This window comes from Balneatrix alpica DSM 16621, assembly GCF_000619885.1.
GTDB lineage: Bacteria > Pseudomonadota > Gammaproteobacteria > Pseudomonadales > Balneatricaceae > Balneatrix > Balneatrix alpica.
This window is the reverse complement of the sequence record NZ_KK211039.1, coordinates 597321-613604: the sequence shown is the minus strand read 5'-3', so window position 1 is coordinate 613604 and position 16284 is coordinate 597321. Positions and strand designations below refer to the sequence as shown.

The 16284-nt window shown below is 51.7% G+C and carries 19 protein-coding genes and 3 tRNA genes; 9 read left to right on the top strand and 13 right to left on the bottom strand.

The annotated features are described in order from the left end of the window. Window positions 1-40: 40 nt before the first annotated feature. The 7 genes from Q334_RS19015 to Q334_RS0112220 form a co-directional block, all read right to left on the bottom strand. The gene (locus Q334_RS19015) at window positions 41-1318 is read right to left on the bottom strand and encodes an MFS transporter (RefSeq protein ID WP_035461390.1); all 1278 of its coding nucleotides are present in this window, start codon (window positions 1316-1318) and stop codon (window positions 41-43) included. A 204-nt stretch (window positions 1319-1522) separates the two neighbouring features. Next, complete coding sequence (locus Q334_RS0112245) at window positions 1523-2053, bottom strand: YcnI family copper-binding membrane protein (RefSeq protein WP_027313465.1); 531 nt, start codon at window positions 2051-2053, stop codon at window positions 1523-1525. Between the two features lie 77 nt (window positions 2054-2130). Then, window positions 2131-2463 (bottom strand): TusE/DsrC/DsvC family sulfur relay protein, encoded by a 333-nt coding sequence (locus Q334_RS0112240; RefSeq protein WP_027313464.1) that lies wholly within the window; start codon window positions 2461-2463, stop codon window positions 2131-2133. Window positions 2464-2465: 2 nt separating this feature from the next. Beyond that, a complete protein-coding gene (tusB, locus tag Q334_RS0112235; RefSeq protein WP_027313463.1) occupies window positions 2466-2741 on the bottom strand; it encodes a sulfurtransferase complex subunit TusB in 276 nt (91 codons plus the stop codon). Between the two features lie 2 nt (window positions 2742-2743). Then, window positions 2744-3094, bottom strand: coding sequence for a sulfurtransferase complex subunit TusC (gene tusC / locus Q334_RS0112230; RefSeq protein ID WP_027313462.1), 351 nt, complete (start codon window positions 3092-3094; stop codon window positions 2744-2746). Further along, window positions 3095-3502 (bottom strand): sulfurtransferase complex subunit TusD, encoded by a 408-nt coding sequence (gene tusD / locus Q334_RS0112225; RefSeq protein ID WP_035461388.1) that lies wholly within the window; start codon window positions 3500-3502, stop codon window positions 3095-3097. Then, a complete protein-coding gene (locus Q334_RS0112220) occupies window positions 3495-4160 on the bottom strand; it encodes a Bax inhibitor-1/YccA family protein (protein ID WP_027313460.1) in 666 nt (221 codons plus the stop codon). Before Q334_RS0112220 ends, tusD begins: the two co-directional genes overlap by 8 nt. A gap of 161 nt (window positions 4161-4321) precedes the next feature. Between Q334_RS0112220 and Q334_RS0112215 the strand changes: the two genes are divergently transcribed. From Q334_RS0112215 to Q334_RS0112205, 3 genes are all read left to right on the top strand, one after another. Further along, window positions 4322-5089: a pseudouridine synthase gene (locus Q334_RS0112215; protein ID WP_027313459.1), complete on the top strand. Its 768-nt coding sequence runs from the start codon at window positions 4322-4324 to the stop codon at window positions 5087-5089. A 43-nt stretch (window positions 5090-5132) separates the two neighbouring features. Then, window positions 5133-5474 carry a heat shock protein HspQ gene (gene hspQ / locus Q334_RS0112210; protein ID WP_081414440.1) on the top strand — a complete coding sequence of 114 codons (342 nt, stop codon included), beginning with the start codon at window positions 5133-5135 and terminating at the stop codon, window positions 5472-5474. 153 nt (window positions 5475-5627) lie between these two features. Further along, window positions 5628-6791, top strand: a complete 1164-nt coding sequence (locus tag Q334_RS0112205) for an acyl-CoA dehydrogenase family protein (protein ID WP_027313457.1) — start codon at window positions 5628-5630, stop codon at window positions 6789-6791. A gap of 131 nt (window positions 6792-6922) precedes the next feature. Here Q334_RS0112205 and fpr read toward each other — a convergent pair whose 3' ends face one another. Continuing rightward, window positions 6923-7699 carry a ferredoxin-NADP reductase gene (fpr, locus tag Q334_RS0112200; protein ID WP_027313456.1) on the bottom strand — a complete coding sequence of 259 codons (777 nt, stop codon included), beginning with the start codon at window positions 7697-7699 and terminating at the stop codon, window positions 6923-6925. A 170-nt stretch (window positions 7700-7869) separates the two neighbouring features. Between fpr and rsuA the strand changes: the two genes are divergently transcribed. From rsuA to hisC, 3 genes are all read left to right on the top strand, one after another. Then, complete coding sequence (rsuA, locus tag Q334_RS0112195) at window positions 7870-8559, top strand: 16S rRNA pseudouridine(516) synthase RsuA (RefSeq protein ID WP_027313455.1); 690 nt, start codon at window positions 7870-7872, stop codon at window positions 8557-8559. A gap of 166 nt (window positions 8560-8725) precedes the next feature. After that, a complete protein-coding gene (locus Q334_RS0112190; RefSeq protein WP_027313454.1) occupies window positions 8726-9322 on the top strand; it encodes a YitT family protein in 597 nt (198 codons plus the stop codon). A gap of 66 nt (window positions 9323-9388) precedes the next feature. Further along, entirely contained in the window at window positions 9389-10447 is a 1059-nt protein-coding gene (gene hisC, locus Q334_RS0112185; RefSeq protein WP_027313453.1) for a histidinol-phosphate transaminase, read from the top strand. A 209-nt stretch (window positions 10448-10656) separates the two neighbouring features. Here the strand turns inward: hisC and Q334_RS0112180 are convergent. Both Q334_RS0112180 and Q334_RS0112175 read right to left on the bottom strand, forming a co-directional pair. Then, window positions 10657-10733 (bottom strand) — tRNA-Pro (locus Q334_RS0112180). Between the two features lie 2 nt (window positions 10734-10735). Next, a tRNA-Asn gene (locus tag Q334_RS0112175) sits at window positions 10736-10811 on the bottom strand. Between the two features lie 219 nt (window positions 10812-11030). Here Q334_RS0112175 and Q334_RS0112170 point away from each other — a divergent pair. Further along, window positions 11031-11106: transfer RNA gene (locus Q334_RS0112170), tRNA-Glu, on the top strand. A gap of 125 nt (window positions 11107-11231) precedes the next feature. On the opposite strand, the gene Q334_RS0112165 is transcribed toward Q334_RS0112170, so the two are convergent. After that, window positions 11232-11927, bottom strand: a complete 696-nt coding sequence (locus tag Q334_RS0112165; RefSeq protein WP_027313452.1) for a flagellar brake protein — start codon at window positions 11925-11927, stop codon at window positions 11232-11234. A gap of 12 nt (window positions 11928-11939) precedes the next feature. Beyond that, entirely contained in the window at window positions 11940-13112 is a 1173-nt protein-coding gene (locus Q334_RS0112160; RefSeq protein ID WP_027313451.1) for a 4-phosphoerythronate dehydrogenase, read from the bottom strand. An 80-nt stretch (window positions 13113-13192) separates the two neighbouring features. Here Q334_RS0112160 and Q334_RS0112155 point away from each other — a divergent pair, with 80 nt between their 5' ends. After that, window positions 13193-13468 carry a hypothetical protein gene (locus Q334_RS0112155; protein WP_027313450.1) on the top strand — a complete coding sequence of 92 codons (276 nt, stop codon included), beginning with the start codon at window positions 13193-13195 and terminating at the stop codon, window positions 13466-13468. Window positions 13469-13557: 89 nt separating this feature from the next. Continuing rightward, complete coding sequence (locus Q334_RS0112150; RefSeq protein WP_027313449.1) at window positions 13558-15132, top strand: methyl-accepting chemotaxis protein; 1575 nt, start codon at window positions 13558-13560, stop codon at window positions 15130-15132. Between the two features lie 54 nt (window positions 15133-15186). Here Q334_RS0112150 and Q334_RS0112145 read toward each other — a convergent pair whose 3' ends face one another. Next, window positions 15187-16149: a glycosyltransferase gene (locus Q334_RS0112145; RefSeq protein ID WP_027313448.1), complete on the bottom strand. Its 963-nt coding sequence runs from the start codon at window positions 16147-16149 to the stop codon at window positions 15187-15189. Window positions 16150-16284 lie beyond the last annotated feature (135 nt).

Sequence of the window (16284 nt, the reverse complement as noted above, 5' to 3'; positions counted from 1 at the left end):
GGGGCGGCTAGCCCCCTTTTTAATGGAGTGTCACAGGAGCTTAGTTATGCCCAGGTGGCCATTGGCGCTCATTGTCTTCGCTTTGATTGATATCAGAACGGGGATCAAGTTCAGCCGCCACAGGTGTATTGGGGGGCACGGGGGTAAAGGCCTGGTGTTCTTCCAAGGGCACTGGAGCGCGAACCCGACGGCGCCATAGCAGGAATAAACTCAGTCCCGCACCGCAAATCCCGAAGTAGGCAAAGAGCCCCTGCGGGCCAATCAGGCTGATAGCCAAGGGGGCCAATAAGGGGCCCGCCATCGCCCCTAGGCTGTAGGACAGTAAGAGGCCTTGGTTGGCGCTGATGACCTGTTCCGGAGTGAGCTCATCGCAGGAATGACTGAGGGCCAGCGGATAAATTGAGAAGGCTAAACCGCCAAATAGAAAGATCAGGCTGGCGAGTACCCAGGAAGGTTGTGGAGTAGGTAAGAGTACCAGTGCCATGGCGATGGCCACGAGGCCAACGCAGAGCAGGCTGAGCACCTGACGACGGTCCATGCGATCAGATAACCGACCCAATGGATATTGCAGACACATCCCCCCCAAGATGACGATGGCCATCATATTGGCGACTTGCTCCAGGCTGTAATGGCTATCCGTGAAGTACAGAGGCAGTAAACCATAGAGGGCGCCTAATACCAGGCCGGAGGTAAAGCAACCCCACATACCGGCAGGGGTCAACTTGAGTAAGGCAAAGAAACTGATCCCCTGTGGGGCTTCCAGTGAAGGCATAGCAACACGGGTCAGGGACAGCGGCACAACAGAGAGTGACGCGGCCATGGCTGTTAAGGCAAAAGGCACTAGCACCATGGGGTCAATATATTTCAACAGCAACTGACCGCAGGCGAGGGCGCCATAGAGCAGGATCATATAAATTGCCATCAACCTGCCACGGTTGGCAGGGGTGCTGGAAACCAGCATCCAGGACTCAATCACTACAAACAGGCCACCCGTTGCAAAGCCTCCAATTAGGCGTAAAAAGGCCCAGGTTAAGGGTTCGACTATCAGACCATGGATGATGGCAACACAGGCAAGGATAGAGGCGTAGGCGGCATAGGCACGAATATGCCCTACCCGGGTGATTAAACGGGCGTTCATAAACGAGCCAAAGACTAGGCCGGCAAAATACGCAGTAGAGACCAAGCCGATCCATTGGGGAGAGACCTGCTCTGCAGAAAGACGAATCGTCAACAGGGTGGTGAGCAGTCCGTGCCCAAGAATAAAGATAACCAAACTGAAGAGTGGGGGAGCGACCCCAAGATGTGCGAAGCCTGCCATAGCTACAACCTGCATAACCAAGTGCTAAAACGACCCCATGAAGGGGAACGCGGAATATAGTGCATTTTTTCGACAATGCAAGTTATTAATCCAGCAAGCTATCTGCTGCAAGCATAAGCATGGCGAACGAGAATGGCAGTGCAAGAGGGGTGTCGCAAAGAGGGATCTGGGAGGCGTAATGTACGCCTCCGAGGAGTAGGTTTGTTAGTGCTGGTGATGGGCCGCAGGTATTATCTGTAGGCCCAGAGCGGGGCGTTTAAGGCTATGTGGATCTTGACCTTCTGCGGGAATCTCATCCCAGCTCACCTCGCCATTCGCACAAATTTGTTTCACGTTGAGCCAAAGCGTACCTTCGGCATTAGCAGCGATTTTGCTGCGAAAAACGAATTCATCGTACCAGTCATCCGGTAGAGAGCCTCCTTGCCAGCTAAGGCTGATGACGTCTTCACTGATGGTTTTACCGTGGCTCTCATAAGCTGGCACGGGGCCACGTTGACTGCTGAGCTGCCAGCCTGCTTTGGGCATGGGTTTGGTGCCTTGAAAGCTGGTGGGCAGGGTGACGATAACCTGTTCGGTAGCTTGTCCTTCGCAGCCGTGGGGAATACGTACCACGGCTTTGTAGTAGTTGCCAGCCTCTGCCTCGGTTTGCTCCAGAGTGGCGTGGGCAAAGCTCTGTCCTGCGGTTAACGTCAGACCGGCAAAGAGTAAGGAACGACTCAGAATGTTGGTAAACATAGGGCATCCTTGTATTGAGTACCCGTGCATTATCTTCAGTCTGAGCAATGGTGGGGATGTGGCAGATTGCCGCAGGATTACAAGCAGTTGGTCGGTTTTGGCAAGCCAGCTAGTTTGCTAGCAGTTTTGGCGGGGGTGCCAGGGAAGAGTTGCATCAGATAGAGGCTGGTACCCTTTTCCGCTCCCAGGGCTCGGCCAACAGCTTTTACTAACGGGCGAGTGGCTGGAGCAAAACCATATTCGGCGTAGAAATCACGCAGCAGGTGCAGGACTTCCCAATGGCGCTGATCCAGTACAATGCCTTCCTGAGCTGCATAGGCTTCCGCTACGGCGGGGTTCCATTGGTGGAGGTCGAGTAGATACCCTTCCGGATCGGTGGCAAGTAAATGGCCATCAACCGCTAACTGCATATTCAATACCAGGTTAAGGATTGTGAGTGGGCGGCAGTTAAATCCACCAATCCATCATAGTCAAGTGCCTGAAATGGAGGCTGCACGTTGAGTCCACGTGCTTGAGCGTCTTCGCTAAGTACATACAGGCTTATCCCTGTGGCGTCAGTTGGCAGAGGATGTTGTTGGAGTACGTAGCTGCCATCTTGCAGGAACACCAGTGCATCGCCTGCCTGACAACGGTGTAGGATGGCTTGCAGATCCTGCTGCCAGGGAGAAAGAGGGATCAGGTGAAGCATGTTCAAAAGCTCAATACATGGGTGGCTTGCCGGAGTTGCTGTTGCCAATGACTGGACTCCACCACCTGCAGTTCTGTGTGAATGTCGCTTAGACTTAGGCCGCGCCGCTGCAGGCTGTCCAGATCCACGTAGGCATGCTCAATATCATATAGCGATAAGGCGCCCAGCATTTTACCAAGGTCTTTACGGTTATTTAGTTGGCCTTGTTGTTGTGCTAAGGCAGCCCATACCCCTTCGTCGAGGAAATACAGCCTGACATCCTGACCAAAGGCGGCGCAGGCCAGCGCGGCTTCTAATCCTTCGCGAGCCAGTTGGCTGCTATAGGGGGAATGACGGATGACTATGGCGAACATTTAGCCTCCAAATGTCAGCAGGCGATCGGTTTCCAGTGCTGCATCCACCAATTGACCCAGTCCGGCCAGCTCAAAACCAGTGGCAATATTGTGTTGCTGGTGGCCAAAGCGCTGACTTTCTGCACTGTCGAGGACGCCTCGGCGCTGGGCTGCGGCGATACAAAGGATTAACTCGGTACCTGCCTGCTGCTGCAATTGTTGCCAGCCTTGTAGTAGAGAGGCTTCATCTTGAGGCAGGCTTTGCAAACTATTGCCGGTATGGATGGCGGCGCCGTAAAAGAACACCCGTTTAAGTTGGTGCCCTTTAGCCAACAACGCCCGGGCAAAAGCCAGGGCGCTGTGGTTGGCCTGGTTGTCGCCGGGGGCGGCTGTGACAACCAGGGTGTAACTGAGGCTGTTATCAGTCATCACTGCTGAAGAAACCGACTAACTGCAGCAGAGCTGTGAACAGGTTCAGGATGCTCAGATACAGGCTGATGGTCGCCATGATGTAATTGGTTTCACCGCCATGCACCATGGAACTGGTGTCATAGAGGATGAAGCCAGAGAAGATCAGTACCGCAGCACCTGCCATGGCTAACTGTAGGCCGGAAATATCAACGAATAGACCAATCAGGCTGACACCAATCAGGACCAGCAGGCCGGCAAACAGGAAGCCGCGCATAAAACTGAAGTCTTTACGGGTTGTGAGCGCATAGAATGACAGCCCCATAAAGATTAGTCCTGTTAGGCCAAGAGAGGTGCCGACAATTTCAGCGCCATTACTCAGGCTCAGGTAGTAGTTGATCACCGGCCCCAGGGCATAGCCACTGAAGCCAGTAAAGGCGAAGGTTAGAGGTAGAGCTACGGCGGAGTTACGTTTCCATTGAATGGCGAACAGCAGGCCAATCATCACTGCAATGTAAAGGAGCGGATGAATGGGGGCTGCGGCAGAAGAGACCGAAACCAGCGCGCAGACCGCACTGAACACCAATGTCATGGACAATAGTGCATAGGTATTGCGAATGACCTTATTGGTTAAGGCCGCGCTCTGCGGTTGTGCAGAGACAGTCTGGCGAATAGGCATACTTAGCTCCTTATTGATCGTCCAGTATCTTGGTTGTCTAGCCTCGCTTGGGCCAGAGTTTTTAGCTTGCCTTGGTTTGAAATGCAAGGTGGGGGCGTTGACAGCCATTTTCAAACTCTACACCATGCGCCGCGAAATCCTAGCCGGGGGGCTGTATCCGTATGTTACCTATTCTTTATCAGGATAAGCATCTAGTCGTGGTTTATAAGCCCGCTGGAATGTTGGTGCACCGTTCTTTTCGCGCCCCGCAGGAAACCGAGTTTTTGCTACAGCGTCTGCGGGATCAGTTAGGGCAGCGAGTTTACCCGGTGCATCGGCTGGATCGCCCAACCGCAGGGTTATTAGTCTTCGCCTTGGATGCAGACAGCGCACGCCGTTTAACCGAGAGTTTTACTGAACGGGGCGTGCAAAAAAGTTACCTAGCCATTGTGCGGGGGCATGTGCAGGCAGCAGGGGAAATTGACTATCCGCTGCAGGAACAACTGGATGATTATGATGATCCCCGTACCCAGTTAGACAAAGACCCACAACCTGCTCGAACCAGCTATGTCCCGCTGGCGCATGTTACGCTGCCAATTGCAATAGGGCGTTATCCCGAGGCGCGCTATAGCCTGTTGCGACTGCATCCGCACACTGGACGCCAGCATCAGTTGCGCCGTCATCTTAAGCATATTTTTCATCCTATCGTGGGTGATACCAGTTATGGAGAGGGGCGCCATAACCGCTTATTTCGGGAGCACTTCGCTTGGCAACGTCTAGCGTTAGCCTCGCTAGGGCTGGGGTTTTATCACCCCTATAGTGGAGAGTGGATCGATGTACAAAGTGCGCCAGATGCCGAGCTTCTAATGCTTTTGGATAAATTGGGCTGGAGTTTTGCCGTAACTGACCTGACTAATGAAAGTAAGCGTATAGAAGATAGTGTTCGCTAAGCAGTCAGCTGCATCTATCGCCATTTTCAGCATTGGGAGGCTTATGATGAGATACCGTCAGGCAAAATATGCGATCGGGCAGATAGTTGAGCACCGTCACCTTGGCTACCACGGTGTGGTGATAGATGTGGACTATGCATATGCCCTGGATCCTCAAACTTTTGTGGAGGTCAATGCTTCTCTGCTTGAGCAGGGGCTGCCAGCGCTTGATCCGGATCAGCCCTTTTATATGTTGTTGACCAGTGAAACAGAAGATCAGCTTTATGTCTCCGAGGCCAACCTTGAAGAGGTGATGGACGATGAGGCAATCCAGCACGAAGATTTGGATTTGTACTTTATGGGCAGGCAGTCAGGGCACTATTTGCCAAAGCATGCCTTTCATTAATAACTTTGATCAGTATTGGATTAAGTGATTGCACAAACGGGGCCTGGGGCCCCGTTGTTGTTTATATCTCAGGGGCAGGAAAAGGGATTAGACTTGGCAAAGTGGTTGGGATTGATTAAGTTGACGTTCGCGTAAACGTAATTGGAGGCCGCTATGGACTTTTCCCTGTCTGAAGAGCAACAACTGATTCAGGAAATGGCAGCACGTTTTGCTGCTACGGAGCTTGCACCCATCGCGGCAGCGTTGGATCGGGATGCGCAGGGACAGCGGCCTGCTATGCTGGCCAATGTCGCTAAATTGGCTGAGTTGGGCTTTCTGGGTCTTAACATTCGCTCTGAATATGGTGGTGCAGAAGCTGGAACCCTGGCGTTTAGCCTGGTGATTACCGAGTTGGCTAAAGCCTGTGCTGCCACGGCAGTGACCGTATCGGTCACTAATATGGTGGCCGAGGTGATTCAGGCGGTGGGAACGGAGCAACAGAAGCAGTATTACCTGCCGAAGCTTTGCAGTGGTGAAATGCTGGCGGGGAGTTTTTGTTTAACGGAAGCGGGGGCAGGTTCTGACCCCGCTGGAATGCGTACTCAGGCCAAAGCCGTTGAAGGTGGTTGGGTGTTGAATGGCACCAAACAGTGGATTACTAACGCCGAGTTTGCTGGCGTGTTTGTGGTCTGGGCGGTTACCGATACCAGTCAGGCCAAGGGTAAGGGGATTTCTTGTTTCCTGGTGGAAGCAGGTACCCCCGGCATGCAGATTGGTCCAGCGGAGCATAAAATGGGGCAGCATGGTTCGGCGACCAATGAAGTGGCCTTTGTTGATTGCCAGGTGCCAGCCAATGCTTTGATGGGCGAGCTTAATCAAGGTTTTAAAGTAGCGGTAGGGGAGTTGGCAGGGGGGCGTATTGGTATTGGCTCCCTGGCTTTGGGTGTGGCTCAGGCTGCGATGGACTATGGGCGTCAGTATTTGACTGAACGCCAGCAATTTGGCCGGCCGTTAAGTGATTTTCAGGCGTTACAGTGGATGTTGGCTGATCGTTATACCGAGCTGGAGGCTGCGCGTTTGTTGTTATGGCAGGCAGCTTGGTTGAAAGAGCAGGGGTTACCCTTCGCTAAACAGGCCTCTATGGCCAAACTTTATGCGTCCGAGTCGGCCAATCGTGCCTGCTATGATGCGCTGCAAATGCTGGGTGGTTATGGTTACATGCAGGAGTACCCGTTGGAACGCATGACAAGAGATGTACGCATTACCACTATTTATGAAGGGACCAGTGAAATACAGCGGTTGGTTATCGCGCGGGAGTTACTGAGGGAGCTGCAATAAAAAAGGCAAGCCGAGGCTTGCCGTCAACAACCTGATCTCTCTAGAGGGAGATCATCTGGGCCACTGTTTTGGCAGTGGCTCAGCCCTGTTAGCCAGGGGCTTGCGAAAGGGATCGTGGTATTGGCGATGCTCTATTTCTCAACAAACGCCCGTTCGATTACATAATCACCCGCCTCTCCCATGCGAGGGGAGATACGCAGACCAAACTCATTCAGTATTTCACTGGTTTCTTTCAGCATGCTGGGGCTGCCGCAGATCATGGCGCGATCATGCTCCGGATTCAGTGGTGGTAAGCCAATATCAGCAAAAAGTTTGCCGCTACGCATCAAGTCAGTCAGGCGTCCTTGATTGCGAAAGGGTTCACGGGTGACGGTGGGGTAATAAATCAACTTTTCCCGAATCTGCTCACCGAAGTATTCATGCTCAGGCAGGGTGTGATTAATGAAATCGCTGTAAGCTAGTTCACTTTGCCAGCGTACGCCATGCACCAGAATGATTTTGTCGAAGCGCTCATACACCTCTGGATCTTGAATCAGGCTCATAAAGGGGGCTAAGCCGGTGCCGGTGCTGAGTAAATACAGGTGCTTGCCGGGTAATAGATCGCTCAGTAACAGGGTGCCAGTGGGCTTGCGGCTCACCATGATTTCATCACCGGGCTTAAGATGCTGTAATCGAGACGTTAGGGGGCCATCAGGCACTTTGATGCTGAAAAACTCTAAGTGATCCTCGTAGTTTGGTCCGGCAATGCTATAAGCGCGGAGTAAAGGGCGTCCCTCTACTTCCAGACCGATCATGACAAACTGGCCATTTTCGTAGCGTAGCCCTGGATAGCGGCTGGTTTTAAAGCTAAACAGGCTGTCATTCCAATGATGTACGCTAAGTACTGTTTCGGTTACCAGGTTGCTCATATAGGCCTCCTCTAAACTAATGCGCTAAGCATAGACTCCTTAGTTTGTTCTGTTAAATTGATTGTTTTAATTTTTAATATTTGTTTTGTTGATTGTTAGAGTGGCTTGCGCTTTGTTGAGTAAAGCTGATAATGGCCGCCCAATGTGGGTAATGGCTCCTGGGAGGGCAGATGCGGTTAGATAAATTTATAACAGAGTGCACCGAATTGACGCGCTCCCAGGCTAAGCGTGCTCTTATATTGGGCGAGGTGCAGGTAAATGGTAGTTTGCAGCGGGATGCCAGCTATAAGGTACAGCCCGCTGATGAGGTTTTTTGGCAGGAGCAGCGTCTGAGTTTGCGAGGGCAGCGTTATATCATGCTGCACAAACCGGAAGGGTATATTTGCTCAACGGTAGGTGAGGTACATGAGTCAGTGCTGGCTTTACTACAGGTGGATAAGCGTCAGAGTTTACATATCGCCGGGCGTTTGGATGTGGATACAACGGGGTTGGTGTTGATTACAGATGATGGCCAGTGGTCGCACCGTGTGACCTCTCCCAAGCGCCTGTGTGAAAAGCGTTATCAGGTGCAGCTAGCAGACCCTTTAAGCGGTGATGAGGTCGCGCACTTTGCTGCAGGAATTCAGCTCCACAATGAAGATAAACCCTGTTTGCCTGCGCGTTTAGAGGTGCTGGGTACTCACCAAGCGCAATTATGGTTACAGGAAGGTAAGTACCATCAGGTTAAGCGCATGTTTGCTGCCTTAGGGAATAGGGTTGTGGCTTTACACCGCGATCAAATCGGTGCAATTCGGCTTGATCCTGCCCTGGCGCCAGGGCAGTGGCGTTATCTCACTGTAGAGGAAGTCGCTGCAGTATAGGAATGCTTTTTGCAGGCGCGTGCTAAGCCCTAATCAGGCATACTGGCGCGCCTTTCTGCCCGGTCGTCACGGGTGTTTGTGCTGGCTGTCCCTATCCGGGGTGGCGAGCAGGCTCCACAAGAGCTGCGTGAATATTTGACGCCACAAGCGTTAATAGGAGTAAAGCATGTATCTTACCCATCGTTGGCTTTCCATTCTGGAGGGCTGTCTGTTGGTCGCCTTGGGCATTCATATTTTAAATGCGGCAGGACTATTAATCAGTGGCACGGCAGGCCTGGGATTAACCCTGCAGCGTCTTACCTCGCTCAGTTTTGGTCAGTTGTTTTTTATTCTTAACTTGCCCTTCTACATACTGGCACTGAAGTATTTGGGTAAGGGGTTCACCCTGCGTACCTTTATCAGTATTTCTTTACTTTCTATCCTGACGGAGTTGCTTGATCGCTATATGCATTTGCAAATACAGGAGCCTTTTTTTGCTGCTGCTTTAGGTGGCATGTTAATCGGTTTTGGGTTGATTCTGTTGTTTCGTCATCAGTCCTCATTGGGTGGGCTTAATATTTTGGCCATGTATCTTGAGCGTCGCTATGGTATCCATGCCGGTAAAACCACATTGGCGGGGGATGTGCTGATCGTCATTCTGGCTTTGTGGGTGTTTGCGGCGGAACAGGTGCTCTACTCACTTGTAGCCTTCTTGATGATGAGTTCTGTGGTAGGGCGTTATCACCGTCCTCCCGAGTGGGCGAAAGTGCCTCAGGCGGCTTAATGCGTTGACGTTGGGCTCATGGTAGATTAGGGCACTCTTTTGCCTAATTAGAGCAGTGACCCTACCATGAGCCAATATTGGAGCCCCATCGTTCAGTCCTTAACCCCTTATGTGCCGGGCGAGCAGCCCAAGCATCAGCGTTTGGTTAAGTTGAATACCAATGAAAACCCCTATCCTCCTTCCCCTAAAGCCATTGCAGCCATGCAGGCGGCCTGTGCGGATAGCTTGCGTTTGTATCCGGACCCTAACTCTGACCAATTAAGGCAGGTGATTAGCCAGTACTATGGCCTGAGCAGCGATCAGGTTTTTGTGGGAAATGGTTCGGATGAGGTGTTGGCGCATATATTTTGTGGCCTGCTCAAGCATGATAAACCGCTGCTGTTTCCTGATATTTCCTATAGTTTTTATCCTGTCTACTGCGGTCTCTATGAAGTTGAGTACGTTCAGGTGCCTTTGGCTGAGGATTTCAGTGTTCGCCTAGCCGATTATCAGCAGGATAATGGTGCAATCATTCTTCCTAATCCTAATGCACCGACTGGTATTGCGTTGGGGTTGACGGAAATTGAGGTGCTACTGCAACAGCATCCCCATTCTGTGGTGGTGATTGATGAAGCCTATGTGGACTTTGGTGCGCAGTCGGCGGTAACGCTGATTGATCGTTATCCTAATCTGTTGGTAGTGCAGACGTTGTCCAAGTCGCGCTCGTTGGCTGGTTTGCGGGTTGGATTGGCAATGGGGCAGGCTCACCTGATGGAGGCGCTCGAGCGGGTTAAAAACAGCTTTAACTCGTATCCGCTGGATCGTGTTGCACAGGCGGGGGCTCAGGCTGCGTTTGAGGATCAGGAATATTTCGTTGAATGTTGCAATAAGGTCATCGCAACCCGTGAGAGCTTGATAAAAGCACTGCAGCAATGTGGATTTGAAGTGTTGCCTTCAGCGGCTAACTTCGTATTTGCGCGTCATCCACAGCGCGATGCCGCGACTCTCGCAGCGGGATTGCGTGAACAGGGGGTGATTGTGCGTCATTTTAAACAAAAGCGTATTGATCAATTTTTGCGTATTTCGATTGGTACGGACGCGGAGTGTCAGGCGCTGCTAACGGCGTTGCAGCCATTGCTCAAATAGCTAGGAGTCTAGGCAGTAATGATAGAGGGGTGGCGCAAGCTGCCCTTTTTATTGGGGTCTGCGTTAATTTTTTGAGTAAAAAGAAGAAATACCAATTAACGCTTGAGGTGCGATGTAGCTAGTCAATATGGCGTAATTAAGTTCGCTAGAATAAGGCTTAATGCATTGCTGGGGGGGATAAAATAAGAAGGGCAAGTGAATTGCAATAGTGGTCGGGGAGGAGGGATTCGAACCCCCGACATCCTGCTCCCAAAGCAGGCGCGCTACCAGACTGCGCTACACCCCGAATGGCTCCTCGAGCTGGACTCGAACCAGCGACCAACGGATTAACAGTCCGCTGCTCTACCGACTGAGCTATCGAGGAACACTATTGCATCACTGCGGGGCGGCATATTAATGATCGCGTGGGGTGTCGTCAAGTGCTTGATAGAAAAAATATTTAATTGTGTGTGCAATTATTTTTTAAGGTCAAAAGCTTGCCATTGTCATCTTTATGCGCTAATGCCTTGACCAGGCTTGAGGAAGCGCATACAATCCCGGCTCTCCTTCAGCACGCATAGATAGCGTCACAAAAAGCGCCAGTGTCCCATTCGTCTAGTGGCCTAGGACACCGCCCTTTCACGGCGGTAACAGGGGTTCGAACCCCCTATGGGACGCCACCTTTTTGGATTTAGGTAGATTTCGTCGCCTGTGAGAAGTGATCGTGCGGCTCACAGTGTGCTTACTGAAGTAGTATTACCCCCCTTCTTCAGGGTGACTGAGATCAGTCACCCTGTTTTTTTATCTAGCGTTTGCCTTTGAGCATCTGCTCATAGACGAAACCGGTAACAGTCACCTTGGTTTCTTCATCAAGCTCGCCATCAAACTCAGTGCCATGGTGGTAAATGACCTGGCCACCTTCATCCTCTTCCAGGGTGCGGTTGCGAATCAGCAGAGGGACGCGCACAACTTGCTCTACCCCTGCGATGCTGAGACGTGCAGTCATGTAAAGACTTTGGCCAATCTCGGCGAGAGGCTCATTGCTGCTGATACGTGCTCCCGTTGTGCTGATATCGGTACAAATTGCTGGGCGAGGCCAGCGACCTGGCATGCTGTGCTCGACAATTTCGTCTAGGGAAACGATTAGACGTAGGTTAATCCGAGTGGCTTTGCGATATTCCAGCACATCAAGCTCTTTAGGAAAGGCGAGGTGCAGGTAATTAAAAGGTGTTAGGCAGGGCTTTAACACTTGAGTGCTAAAGCCACAGACTTTGTTGTCGGCCAAAAGTTTGACCTTGAGTGGCTTGCCCTCTTTGAGCATGATGGCACGTCCCTGCGAAAGTGGGGCGGTAACCAGCATGCTTTGCCCGGAAATATAGCCAATTAAGCGAACCACGTAACGGGTGACAGGGCTGAGTGTCTCGATATAGAGCGGATCGCCTATGTGTAATCCCAGCTCTTCAAGACGCACTTGTCCTGGTTGTTCTTGTTCCTTTTTCATTGATTCCTGCTTTTAGATCACAGAAAAGCCCATAGCTTTCAGGCAGTTATAGGTATCTGCTGAAGCCTTGTCCAGCTTCACGGTTAAATTATGTAGCTCGCGAGCTAATGGATAGGTTTTGCGCAGCCAGTCAAACTGGCTGGGATCATTGTCAGAGTTTTGTATTTTGTTTTTGAAGCGCTGAGTTTCGCTTTCTAAATCAATTAGTAAGCTTGGTAGGCGGAGAAGGGTTGGCCAATCTGCCTCGGTGAGGGAGAGTTGCGTGATTGGACAGGCGGGGAGAAAGTTGCGCCAGTCTAGTGAGGCTTCCTGCTGTAACCAATGGCACAGTGCTTGATAAATCATGGCACTACCGCGAAAGCGTCCATCCAGGCTATAACCTGCAATATGCGGAGTGGCGATTTGGCAGTAGGCAAGTAATGGCTGTAGAGGCGTGGGCTCGTTTTCCCACACATCCAGTACCAGATGTAGGTCCGCATTGTGCTGCATGCGTTGCAGTAAGGCTTGGTTGTCAATCACATCCCCACGGCCCGCGTTAAGCAAGACGCTTCCTGCGCGAATTTGAGTGATCTCCTTGGGGCCGAGTAAGTGATAGGTAGGGTGGGGGCCATGGCGGGTAAGGGGGGTGTGCAGGCAAATAATATCAGCCTGTAGTGCCTCCGTTAGGCTGCCCCAGGGGGCGCTACAAGATAATCCAGCTGCCTGGCGGGGTGGGTCGCAGGCTAATACTTGCATTCCTAAGCCTTGTAGGCGACTAATCACGCGACCGCCCACATTTCCGGCACCGATGACCGCGGCACGCTTGCCCTGCAGCCAGTTATGACTTTGGTGGCGCGATAATAACGCTAGGCTGGCAATGACATAATCGGCTACGGAGTCAGCATTGCATCCCGGGGCATTGCAAACATGAATGCCTTGTTCAGTTAGCCAGTCAAGGTCGAGATGGTCCGTCCCGATGGTAGCGCTGCCAACAAACTTTACTGTGGAGTGTTGGAGCAGGTGGCGATCGACTTGGGTAACCGAGCGCACTAACAGGATGTCGGCATCTGCTACATCTTGGGGCTGAAGAGAGCGTCCGGGTAAGGCATGCAGCTGTCCAAAGTGAGCAAAAAGCTGATCAAGCCCAGGCATATTTTCGTCGGCGACTAGCTTGAGAGAACGATGGGGTAGGCTAGGTTGCATCATGGTGTTGTAGTCTTTACATTCTGCTGGGTTTAGGGCTCAATGCGCGGCTTTTTTGCAGCGGTGTTATAAGGATACCAAGCTTGAGATGTAAGTGGTGTAAGGCTGACGCCGAGGTTGAGCTGGATTTGCATCAAGACCTGTTGGGGGATTGGTGGGTTCAAGTCAGCTGGCGTTGGCTAGGCAGAAAAAAACCACGTGTAGAGCAGCACTTCTTTGCCAGCCAGGAGTCGGCTTGGGATCATATTGCCTTATGGGGACGCCAGCTTAAAGCAGAAGGCTTTAAACGGGCACAGAGTGCGGAGTGGCAAATAGAATTACCGCTATCTTCGACTAATTGCTTGTCAGATATCAACTAAAGTCTAGGTGTAGGGGTGTGGTAACTGGCGCTTAACCTTATAAGCTGGGAAGAACAAAAAGTAGAACAATAAACATCAGGTTGTGACTTATGCCCAGATCACGCTTATCCCGTGCGCTTTCTTTGGCGATTATCGCCAGTCTCCTATTAATTCCCCTGTTATATTGGCTGCAAACCACACCCTTGCAGATTGGCATTGTGCTTGTGGTGCTTTGGCTTTGCCTGTTGCTGACAGCTTGGGACGGCAACAGTGACGATTCCATGAAGGCTGAGGCCTCAGAGAAAAAAGAGTCGTCTTTTAAGGAAGTGGCCAGACGCTTGTCCCGTTTGACGAGCCGTAATGCGATTTCGGCTGCCCAGGTCGCTTTCTCAGTGCAGCATATGGAACAAAAGCTGGAATCCCAGCTGAACTCAGTGGTGGAGGTCGCCACCACATCTGAAGCTATTACTCATACCGTACAGGATGCCGCAGTCAGGGCGGAGCAGGCAGCAGCATCTGCAATGCAAGCCAGATCGGTATCCGAGCAGGGGAGTCGTCGTTTGCAGCAAGCGTTACAGGCAATGCGCGCGATCAATGAGCAAACGGAGACATCGCTTAAGCTGATTGATAGCTTGAGCGAGAAGTCTGGAAAAATTCAGGAAGTCACTAAAGTGATTGAGGGGATTGCCAGTCAAACCAACCTATTAGCTTTAAACGCGGCGATAGAAGCGGCGCGAGCGGGTGAGCATGGGAGGGGGTTTGCGGTGGTCGCGGATGAAGTGCGGCAGTTGGCTGCACGTACTGCAACCTCGACCAGTGAAGTGGGTAGTATTGTTGAAGAGATACATAGCCAAACTAGCCAGGTGGTGGAGCAAATTCAGCGCCTCTCTGAAGAAATTCGGCTGGGTATGGAAGAGGTGCGTGATGTCGGTGAACAATTAAGTGGTATCGCTGGCCAGGCCGTGCAAGTGGAAGAGCAGGTGCAGGAGATCGCCCGGGGAGCAGCCGATAATCGTAGCAAGTTAGAGCACATATTTGCGGCGATCCAGCAAGTTCGCGCTGGCGTTGAGGCTGACGAAGTTGATATGCATGCTTTGGCAACGGAAGCGAACCAGTTGACTGAGTTGGCTGAGCAGGCCAGTGAGTTTTTGGCAGAGGTAACACTGGATCCCTATCATCAACAAGCCTACGAAGTGGCGAAGCAGGCTAGTCAAAGGATCAGCCAGCAAATGGAGCAGGATATTGCTGCTGGGCGGATCAGTGAGCAGGATTTGTTTGATCGTCAGTACCAACCCATCCCCAATACCTTCCCGCAGAAATACCACACTCGCTTTGATCAGTATGCGGATAAGGTATTGCCGAGTATCCAAGAACCGTTATTAGAAGCGAATAAGCAGCTGATATATGCCATTGTGACGGATAACAAAGGTTATGTGCCGACTCATAATAATGCTTTTGCCCATGCGCCCTGTGGTGACCCTGAGGTAGATATGGTGAAGAGTCGCAGCAAACGGATTTTCAATGATCGCACTGGATTACGTTGTGGCAGTCATCAAAAGACTTTATTACTGCAGACCTATAAGCGTGACACAGGGGAGGTGATGCACGACTTGTCGGTGCCAATCTACCTTAATGGGCGCCATTGGGGCGGATTTCGGGTCGGCTACCGACCTGCTGAGGGCTAATCGCAATAAGGGTAGCAGCCGCTACCCTTATTTATTTGCACGTGAAAATACTGTTCAGAGCATTCCTACAGGTGTGGGTTTACTGATCGGCGTGTAGAGACCGCGCATCAGGGCGCCTAATACACTTTTAAGGGCGCTGTAATGTGATCCCATAGGGGTGCAAAAGAACGAGCGGCACCAAGCCCTCAGAGCCCTGCTCCCTTGGTTTTGGCTGGCGTACCAATAGCTCCAGGCGAGCGAAATTTTAGCCTGGGCTCGGGCGCGTTGAAATGGGCTTAATCGGGCGAATCCGGCTTGGTGATGCTCGTAAATGGCTTGGCAGGTATCGATATAGGCTAGAAGGGCATCTGGTTGCCATTCCCCCTCCCAAACTACCCAGGGGTAGGGAGTAATGAGGATGCTGCCTTGCAGACTTAGTTTGAGTGCACTTTCCCAAGCTTGTGCGGTTTCTGGCAGGGATGCCTGAAAACCGCCAGAGCGACGAAGGGCTTTCACTTGCATCACCATGCTAGAAAGCGTGCAGACAGGCTCGGCAAGTAGGTGGCTGTAACCGCTACCTGAAAGAGGCTCTGCCTTCCAGCTTGCGTGATGATAGAGTTGGCGAAAGCCAGGGCTCAGTTCAAATAGGGTCGTTTGAGGGCCTTTAAGCATGCAATTGGTCAATAACAAACTGGGCTGTTCGCTTAGTGCAGGGCTTAAGGCTTCTAGAAAATGTGGCTGCCACTGATAGCTGTTTTGCCAAAATAACAGGTAGTCCGCCTGGGTATGCAACAAGATATGGTGGCGACTCTGGCTAAGGTGTTCCCCCTCTGCCGGGATGAGTAAGACAGGCCAGGGCCAGCGTTGTTTCTTTAGTAAGACCTGATATTGGCTTTGCTTACTTGAGTCACACAGGAGCCAGCACTCCTTGATGGATTGTCCTTGGGGGACAAGACTGCTAAGACGATGAACAAGCTGCTCTGCGCTTTCATCAAAGCTTTCCAGGACGATGGCTAAAGTAGGTGTGGGCTTGGTCATCTGCTGCTTCCAGAGTCTGTGCTGCTATCTGGTTTAAGGGGGAGATTTCTCCCTTGCTGATAACTTATGGGGGAACGGGCTTTTTTCCAATTGGTGAGGGGTAACAAAGCGTAACCTCTGGCGTGGCAGGGTGTA

What these genes read in the sequence shown, in the direction of transcription:
- Q334_RS19015 (WP_035461390.1), bottom strand. Translation starts at nt 1,318, where the DNA reads ATGGCAGGCTTCGCACATCTTGGGGTCGCTCCCCCACTCTTCAGTTTG.
- Q334_RS0112245 (WP_027313465.1), bottom strand. Translation starts at nt 2,053, where the DNA reads ATGTTTACCAACATTCTGAGTCGTTCCTTACTCTTTGCCGGTCTGACG.
- Q334_RS0112240 (WP_027313464.1), bottom strand. Translation starts at nt 2,463, where the DNA reads ATGCAGTTAGCGGTTGATGGCCATTTACTTGCCACCGATCCGGAAGGG.
- tusB (WP_027313463.1), bottom strand. Translation starts at nt 2,741, where the DNA reads ATGCTTCACCTGATCCCTCTTTCTCCCTGGCAGCAGGATCTGCAAGCC.
- tusC (WP_027313462.1), bottom strand. Translation starts at nt 3,094, where the DNA reads ATGTTCGCCATAGTCATCCGTCATTCCCCCTATAGCAGCCAACTGGCT.
- tusD (WP_035461388.1), bottom strand. Translation starts at nt 3,502, where the DNA reads ATGACTGATAACAGCCTCAGTTACACCCTGGTTGTCACAGCCGCCCCC.
- Q334_RS0112220 (WP_027313460.1), bottom strand. Translation starts at nt 4,160, where the DNA reads ATGCCTATTCGCCAGACTGTCTCTGCACAACCGCAGAGCGCGGCCTTA.
- Q334_RS0112215 (WP_027313459.1), top strand. Translation starts at nt 4,322, where the DNA reads ATGTTACCTATTCTTTATCAGGATAAGCATCTAGTCGTGGTTTATAAG.
- hspQ (WP_081414440.1), top strand. Translation starts at nt 5,133, where the DNA reads ATGATGAGATACCGTCAGGCAAAATATGCGATCGGGCAGATAGTTGAG.
- Q334_RS0112205 (WP_027313457.1), top strand. Translation starts at nt 5,628, where the DNA reads ATGGACTTTTCCCTGTCTGAAGAGCAACAACTGATTCAGGAAATGGCA.
- fpr (WP_027313456.1), bottom strand. Translation starts at nt 7,699, where the DNA reads ATGAGCAACCTGGTAACCGAAACAGTACTTAGCGTACATCATTGGAAT.
- rsuA (WP_027313455.1), top strand. Translation starts at nt 7,870, where the DNA reads ATGCGGTTAGATAAATTTATAACAGAGTGCACCGAATTGACGCGCTCC.
- Q334_RS0112190 (WP_027313454.1), top strand. Translation starts at nt 8,726, where the DNA reads ATGTATCTTACCCATCGTTGGCTTTCCATTCTGGAGGGCTGTCTGTTG.
- hisC (WP_027313453.1), top strand. Translation starts at nt 9,389, where the DNA reads ATGAGCCAATATTGGAGCCCCATCGTTCAGTCCTTAACCCCTTATGTG.
- Q334_RS0112165 (WP_027313452.1), bottom strand. Translation starts at nt 11,927, where the DNA reads ATGAAAAAGGAACAAGAACAACCAGGACAAGTGCGTCTTGAAGAGCTG.
- Q334_RS0112160 (WP_027313451.1), bottom strand. Translation starts at nt 13,112, where the DNA reads ATGATGCAACCTAGCCTACCCCATCGTTCTCTCAAGCTAGTCGCCGAC.
- Q334_RS0112150 (WP_027313449.1), top strand. Translation starts at nt 13,558, where the DNA reads ATGCCCAGATCACGCTTATCCCGTGCGCTTTCTTTGGCGATTATCGCC.
- Q334_RS0112145 (WP_027313448.1), bottom strand. Translation starts at nt 16,149, where the DNA reads ATGACCAAGCCCACACCTACTTTAGCCATCGTCCTGGAAAGCTTTGAT.